Below are 7,630 nucleotides of genomic sequence, written 5' to 3'. Positions count from 1 at the left end.
TTGGGCGTTTGGTGCGTAATTCAGCTCACAAGCCCGGTATATACGATAAACCCGTTTGTGATTGTCTGCAAATCCCTCTCTTCGCAGCAGCACAAAGATGCGAGCGAATCCGTAGCGTACCCGCGTATGGGCGATTTCGGTAATTCTCATCTTCAGCAATGTATATCCTCCCGGGGATGATGGCGGTAATAGTACATCGATCTGCTTAGCCATACACAGCGGCAAGCCGGCAAGCTGAAACCCGGTAATTGAAGAAAGTCGCCTGGGATACCCCCAGCTGCCGACAGATCTCTTCTACGCGGGTGCCCGTCTCGGACTGGCGCAGCGCAAAGGCAATTTGTGCCTCGGTAAATTTGCTTTTTTTCATGGCAATTATCTTCTTATTAAGGTATTCATAATTGCCCGAATTCTCTACTTTAGCCTGGTCCTGTTTTGAGGGGGGAGGTCAAAACTTTTATTTGATCCTTATCCTTGATCTTCTAAATACAGGTTTCCCGAAGTCAGAACTGTTTTTGAGTAGCAGATTATTTGACAAGCCCACGAGGAGATTGCAAGGTGTTCTACTTGTTAAATAAATGGTAAGTAAGAAGTTTTCCACATTTCTTTCACTGCAGAATTACTGCAGTGTGTTGATGTAGCTTGCGCAAACTATAATTTCACATTAATAGACTTTAACGCAATGTTATTCAAATCTAAACTTCTAAGAAATTATCTATTCTTCGTGTTTCTTATTTCGGCCTTCATTTGCGATGCCCAAATACAAGAGGTCCCCAAGTATAATCCGCAGTCTCCTGCTGCGGCAGCATTCTCACGATATGGCGAAATACCGGTGGATTTAAGCACTGGAATACCAAGTATTACAATTCCTCTGTATACTATCAAGGTCGGAGGCATTGAATTGCCAATTACTCTTTCCTACCATGCATCCGGGATAAAAGTGACAGATGTTTCCAGTGAGGTTGGGCTGGGATGGGTAATAAACGTGGGAGGAAACGTGACATGCCAGGTATTGGGACAGCCTGATGCGATGGGTCTACCGAAGCCAACCTATAAAACAGAAATACAGTTTAATGAAAGGTTAGCTCAAACAGCCAATTCAATCGGTCTGCGACTTGGTTTTATTCGCGAGGTTTGGCAGGATATTACTCAAAAAGGCTCTACCGATCAAGGAATATACGACGGGTACATTGATTTTTTTTCTGATCGGTTTTCTTACAATCTTTTTACAGGCGAGAATGGTGTATTTCGGAAAGATTTTTTGGATGGATCAGTTAAGTTACTTCCTTATAACCCTATAGCAGTAACCTTCACTGAAGATCGTATTGAAATAAAATCAGCAAATGGCTTTTTACACAGCTTTATTCCAGCAAATGGACTCTACGATTTATACTTGCCTTCAAAAATAGTAGCTCCTAATAACGAAGAGGTTAATTATAATTATCAAAGCGGTTGGAATTATGCAGGAACTGTCGTTACATCAAGCTCACTTATTCGATATTCTGATGGAGGGCCGGCCGAAATTTATTCAGACGGAACTGGAACTAGTGACCCACAGTTGAAGCTTGTGGGTCATAGTCATGATCTTCAGCACAATTCTTTTATAAATGACTATATCACCAAATTCATTGAGAATATTGTCACTCCTAACGAAACTATCACTTTTGAATACAGTTCAAGAAGCGATGTTCCGTCAAAGCGATTGAGCCGTATTACCGTTAAAGATAAATGGAATCATGAAATTAGAAAGATAGTCCTTGAGCATTCATACTTTCAAGGCGGATCTACTACAAGTCGTTTAAGGCTGGATAATGTGCGGTTTTACAATGCTAATGAAACTGAATCAAATGCTTACTCACTCTCTTACAATGCAGGGTTATTTCCATTATACCCTGGAGCATCAAATAGTTATGCAATGCACAATGATTATTGGGGATATCTGAGTACATCTAAGTTCAATCAACTACCGACCCTGCTAAACAGCAGCAGTGATATCGCGACGCTTGGCATTTCATTTGGCAATTTTAATCCGGACCCTGATGGCGTGAAATCAGGCCTTTTGAGAGAGATAATTTACCCTACTGGCGGTAAAACGGAATTTCAATACAAAGCAAACTGTGAAGACGGTCTAATTGGGGGAGTTCGAATTGAATCAATTAAAAATTTAGATCCAGTAACAGGAAAAGTTTCAACAAAAACGTATAGATATTTTGATCCAGTTTTCAGGCCAATAGACGAAGCAGCTTTCAGAAGTGGAACAAAACAAAACTTTGCCTACTATAAGCGGCCAATGTCCCTTATTATAGACAAAAAGACCTATGGAAGTGTTAGTTATAGTTCCACCGGTCTCAGTTCCAATAAGATGACAAACGGAAATATGGTGATGTTCGGGAGAGTGGAGGAACTATATGGCGATGAAGTTAATAACATAGGTAAGAAGGTTTATAGTTATTTCATTGATCCTCAATGGTTTTCTATATACAACCCTGCCATTTTAGCTCTTGATCCTGGATATCGAAATAGCTTCTTGGATGACTTTGGAAACTATAAGCCACAACTCGCTGAAACTATCTATTATTCTTATAACCCATTGGATGGGCTTAAAAAAGTACAGAGGGAAGAGTATTTATATACTGAGAAAAAACAGGACCGTTTTCAAGTCGGTCTTGCTATCGGTTCAACCATTAATTTAATACCCTTTGAAATGTCTATGGACGATGCTTTCTACCTGCATAATTCAGCTGGTAGTTCGTATTATGATAACTATAGCTCGTCACTAGTGCGATGTGATGCAGTCGGACATAGTAATAAATCAATGCTTACAGAGAAAAAAGTATCGAGTTACGATTCAAACGGCTCTGTGACAATAACCACTAGTGAAAAGTATAATTACGATGAATATCTCCAGATTTCGGAAAAGGAATTACAAACAAATGCAAATAGTCCTGCCAAAACAAAGTATATATATCCCTACCATTCAACGCTTAGTCAAACTGCACCATACAACGCAATGGTGTCACGAAACATTCTGTCTCCGGTAATTGAGGAATCGACATTCCGGGGAGACGCTTTTCTCCAGTCAAGGAAGACGAATTATGATTTCTGGAATGGGGCTTCTTGGAGTTCAACTCCAAGCCAACTTATTCTTCCCAAGACAATTCAATCTGCAATTGCAGGAAGCAATCCAGAGAATAGAGTAAGTTTTAGCTCCTACGATGGCGTTGGTAACGTCACAAATGTTTCCAAGGAAAGAGGAACTCCAGTAGCTTACATTTGGGCCTATCAGAAAGCCTACCCAGTAGTGATGGCTGAAAATCTCAGTGCTAACGATTTAAATAATCAATGCAATCAAGTTTTAAACAATTTAGGATATACCAATGGTATAAACTCTTTCGATACGTATTTAATGAGCCTTGGAGACTTAAGCACATCCGCAGCCAAGATCAGCTGGGCTGAATTTAACAGACAGTTGAGAGCAGGACTGAACTCAGCCCATATCACAACCTACACGTTCATCCCTCTAGTCGGGATGACGAGTATGACTGATCCTAAAGGACAGATTATTACTTACGAATTTGATAGCTTTCAAAAACTTAAACTAGTCAGGGATGGGAACGGCAACATCGTAAAAGAATATACATACCACATTAAAGGACAGTAAATTAATACTTACAACCGATCACGTATAGATCAACAAATGTTAGTCAATCAATAGTATTTCTGTTTATTATACTAATGCTTTTTATTATAGAAACTCCTGCCAATAGGGCGTTCCTGTAGGAAATGCAAGAAATTAATCATCTAAACGAATTATAAAAAAGGGATATGAAAAGAAGAATCTATTTGTCGGCTTTTTTGACTGTTATGATAACAGGTATAGGCCTACGCAGCTACGGTCAGCAGGCCAGCCCTCAGCAGGAGAAGCAGCAACATAGTTATTACCGGCGGACTTTGGGGGTTGACTCGTTGAGAGCTGTTCAGGTTCAGCGGATACAGGATAATTATAAGCAGGCTTTGAGGGGGCTAATGGCAGACACCTCGCTGAATGAGGTGGTTAAGCGGCAGCGGATGCACTCCTTAGTGGAAGGGAAGAATGTACAGTTGCGAAAGTTGCTGAGTCCTGCACAGCAGCGGAAGATGATTCCCAGTACGGAACGGATGTCTTCCCCGGAAGAAAAATAGCCTGATTTTTTAGCCTAAACACGTTAACTCACGATGAACAATCTGAAGTTTGCAGTCACATCCGGAATAATGAGCCGGATTGGTATTTTGTTACTGCTGGCCATTGCCTGGAAAGGGGCAGCAGCCCAAAGCGGAACATCCATGTATGATGCTTTCCCCATACCGGTTACCGGCTGTGGAACCTACCAGTATTGGGACTACCAGGATAATAGCTATGGTTTCAGTGACAATTACGGTAATTCGAGTCCGGATGTCTGGTATAGCTTCAGCCTGAGCCAATCTACGAACATTATCATATCGTTGTGCGGAAGCAACTTCGATACGTACCTGCGTGTGTTGGACCAGAACGGCAGTGAGATTCTATCCAATGATGACAGTGGCGTGTGTGGAGGAACAAACGCCTATATTGCCAGTAGTTTGGGGGCGGGTACCTACTATATTGTTGCGGAAGGCTACAGTAGTTATACCGGAGATATCAACTTGAGTTTTGAAGTATCAGGCAGTGGTACTGCATCTGCGGGATCCAATATGAGCAATGCGATAGATGGCGGAACATATGGTTCGCCGGGAACTTTTACCGATACCCGCAGCAATGCAGATGGCTGCTTGGGAAACAATATCGGTCAGCCCAGCAACGATATCTATTACCGGTTTGCGATGCCATTTTACTCGACCATCACCCTTTCCCATTGCGGGAGCAATATTGATACGTATATGCATGTGCTGGACGGAGCGGGTAATGTGATTGCTACTAACGATGATAACTACAACTCTCCCTGTCCGGGTACTCAGGCCTATATTCAAATAAGCCTCGGGCCCGGAACCTACTATGTGGTTTCGGAAGGCTATGGCAGCTATACAGGCAATATTGTCACTACCATAAGCATGGGATCTTCGGGGGCATCCACGCCCTCGATCTCTTACACGCTTCCTGCGTTTATGGTAGGTGTTCCGGTGAGCGTGAGTCCGGTGAATACGGGAGGTGCCGTCTATTCCGGGGGGCAGAGTACGTCTACGTTAGCCGGGAGTGGCAATGCTGGATTTGCAAATGGAACGGGCACAGGGGCAAGCTTCTACAATCCGCTGAATTCCGCCGTAGATGCTTCGGGAAACGTCTATGTAGCCGATGCAGGTAATCATTCCATCCGGAAAGTTACGCCCTCGGGCGTGGTGAGTACCTTTGCCGGCGCAGGCTATGCCGGGTTCGCCAATGGAACAGGCACGGCGGCGGTGTTCCGGCATCCTTCCTTTATCGCCGTTGATGCTTCGGGAAACCTGTATGTGTCGGATCAGCAGAACCACCGGATCCGTAAGATCACGCCAGGGGGCGTGGTGAGCACTTTTGCCGGAAGCGGATCCATCGGATCAGCCAACGGAACCGGCACGGCGGCGAGCTTTCAATATCCGATGGGACTGGCCTTTGACGCTTCGGGTAACCTGTATGTAGCAGATGCCTTCAACCATCGGATCCGCAAAATCACCCCGGCAGGGGTAGTCAGCACGTTTGCGGGCACGGGTGTGATTGGTTCTGCCAACGGGGCAGCGCTGTCATCAACCTTTAACTACCCGATGGGTCTGGCATTTGATGCAGGCGGTAATTTAAATATCGCCGACCGGAGTAACTTCCTGATCAGGAAGATCAGCCCGGCAGGCATAGTGAGCACGCTTGCCGGAAACGGAACAAGAGGATTTGCCGACGGGGCAGGTGCCCAGGCCATGTTCGATCCTCCTAATAACCTGGTGGTGGACGGCTCGGGCAATGTCTATGTGGCCGATCAGAACAATAACCGGATCCGCAAGATTACGCCCGACGGTATAGTGAGCACGCTGGCGGGAGCCGCTATCGCCGGAACGGTAAACGGAACAGGAGCGGAAGTTCGTTTGAACTCGCCATTTGGTATATCGCGGGACGCCGGCACCGGATACATGTACGTAGCGGATATCAATGGACAAACGATCCGGAAGATGGTTTTGCTCAGGGGTTATAGCATCAGCCCGCAACTGCCGTCAGGGTTAGTATTTAATGAGACCACCGGAACCATTAGCGGCACCCCTACGACGGTGTCTGCGGCTGCGACCTATACGGTTACGGCATACAACGGTGCCGGCAGCAATACCACTACGCTGAGTATTGCAGTAGCATCGGCAGGGGGAGCGAGCCTTAGTCAGGATCAGAACTATATTGTCACCTATACTCCCCGAGAGGCGTTTTCTTCGGCTGAGAATCTTGCGAACAAAGGCCCGGGGGAGGTGATGCAGAGCGTGCAGTATTTTGACGGGCTGGGCCGTCCGCTGCAAAGTGTACAGGTCAGGGGGAACCCGGGCGCAGATAAAGATATTGTCATCCCGGTAGCCTATGATGCCTTTGGCCGGGAAGTGAAGAAATACCTGCCCTATGCCAGCAGCAGCAATAACGGCAGTTATAAGGCCAATGCCATAGCGGACCAGCAGAGCTTTTATACGGCCCCGCCTATAGGCGTCACCGGAATTCCGAACCCTTTTGCGGAAACCCTGTTTGAGCCTTCTCCGCTGAACCGGGTGGTCGAGCAGGGAGCGCCGGGGACAGCCTGGCAGATCGGCGGGGGACATACGGCCCGCACCGAATACGGCACCAACAATGCAGATCCGTTCATCAGCGGAAATACGGCAGGGAGCGGCCGGGTGGCCTTGTATACAGCGGTTACCGGTGCCAATAATACCCGGATCTTGTCCCGGGTGAACCATAATGCCGTGTATGCAAACAGCCAGCTTTACCTGACCATCACCCGGGACGAGAACTGGCAGCCGGCAGATGGTTGTCTGGGAACGAGCGAAGAATACAAAGACAAACAGGGGCAGGTTGTGCTGAAGCGGACGTATAACAGGAAAGGAAGTACAACGGAGATGCTCTCCACGTATTACGTTTACGACGATTTCGGCAATCTGAGCTTTGTCTTGCCACCGGCAAGCCATCCGGATGCTGATGCGGCCATCAGCAGCACGACACTGAACGACCTGTGTTACCAGTACCGCTATGACGGACGCAACCGGATGACGGGCAAGAAGCTTCCCGGTAAAGGCTGGGAACTGATGATCTACAATCAAATAGATCAGTTGGTGCTTAGCCAGGATGCGGTGCAGCGTGCCAAGTCGCCCCAGCAGTGGAGTTTTACCAAATATAATGCCTTTGGGCAGGTGGTCATGACGGGGGTATATACAGATGCCAGTGGCGCAGCAGATGCGGGTGCGTCACCAGGCGACGCGCGCAGAACAGTTCTTCAGGCTCAGGTAAACGATCCGCTAAACATCCTTTGGGAGAGCCGTCTGGCTACAGCGGAGACCGGTTACAGCAATAGTGCCTTTCCGACAACTGACGTGGCCATGTATCTGTCGATCAACTATTATGATGATTATGCTTTCCCGGGAGGAAACCCCTATCCCAAGGATCCCAATACCTACAGTCAGATGCTGA

General features: G+C 46.5%; 3 protein-coding genes and 1 pseudogene. 3 read left to right on the top strand and 1 reads right to left on the bottom strand.

The features are described 5' to 3' along the window. Positions 1 to 367: pseudogene (locus tag ACKI5J_RS02595) on the bottom strand (transposase); the annotation flags it as partial. 312 nt (positions 368 to 679) lie between these two features. Here ACKI5J_RS02595 and ACKI5J_RS02590 point away from each other — a divergent pair. The 3 genes from ACKI5J_RS02590 to ACKI5J_RS02580 all read left to right on the top strand — a co-directional run. Beyond that, positions 680 to 3,658: a hypothetical protein gene (locus tag ACKI5J_RS02590; protein ID WP_407426208.1), complete on the top strand. Its 2,979-nt coding sequence runs from the start codon at positions 680 to 682 to the stop codon at positions 3,656 to 3,658. 164 nt (positions 3,659 to 3,822) lie between these two features. After that, complete coding sequence (locus ACKI5J_RS02585; protein WP_407426206.1) at positions 3,823 to 4,179, top strand: hypothetical protein; 357 nt, start codon at positions 3,823 to 3,825, stop codon at positions 4,177 to 4,179. Positions 4,180 to 4,212: 33 nt separating this feature from the next. Beyond that, positions 4,213 to 7,630: DUF6443 domain-containing protein (locus ACKI5J_RS02580; RefSeq protein ID WP_407426204.1), on the top strand; the 3,418-nt coding region annotated here is incomplete at its 3' end.

It is taken from the genome of Arcticibacter sp., assembly GCF_045629565.1.
Classification (GTDB): Bacteria; Bacteroidota; Bacteroidia; order Sphingobacteriales; family Sphingobacteriaceae; genus Arcticibacter.
The sequence above is the reverse complement of the archived record's forward strand: the minus strand, read 5'-3'. Positions and strand labels throughout refer to the sequence as shown.

What these genes read in the sequence shown, in the direction of transcription:
- ACKI5J_RS02590 (WP_407426208.1), top strand. Translation starts at nt 680, where the DNA reads ATGTTATTCAAATCTAAACTTCTAAGAAATTATCTATTCTTCGTGTTT.
- ACKI5J_RS02585 (WP_407426206.1), top strand. Translation starts at nt 3,823, where the DNA reads ATGAAAAGAAGAATCTATTTGTCGGCTTTTTTGACTGTTATGATAACA.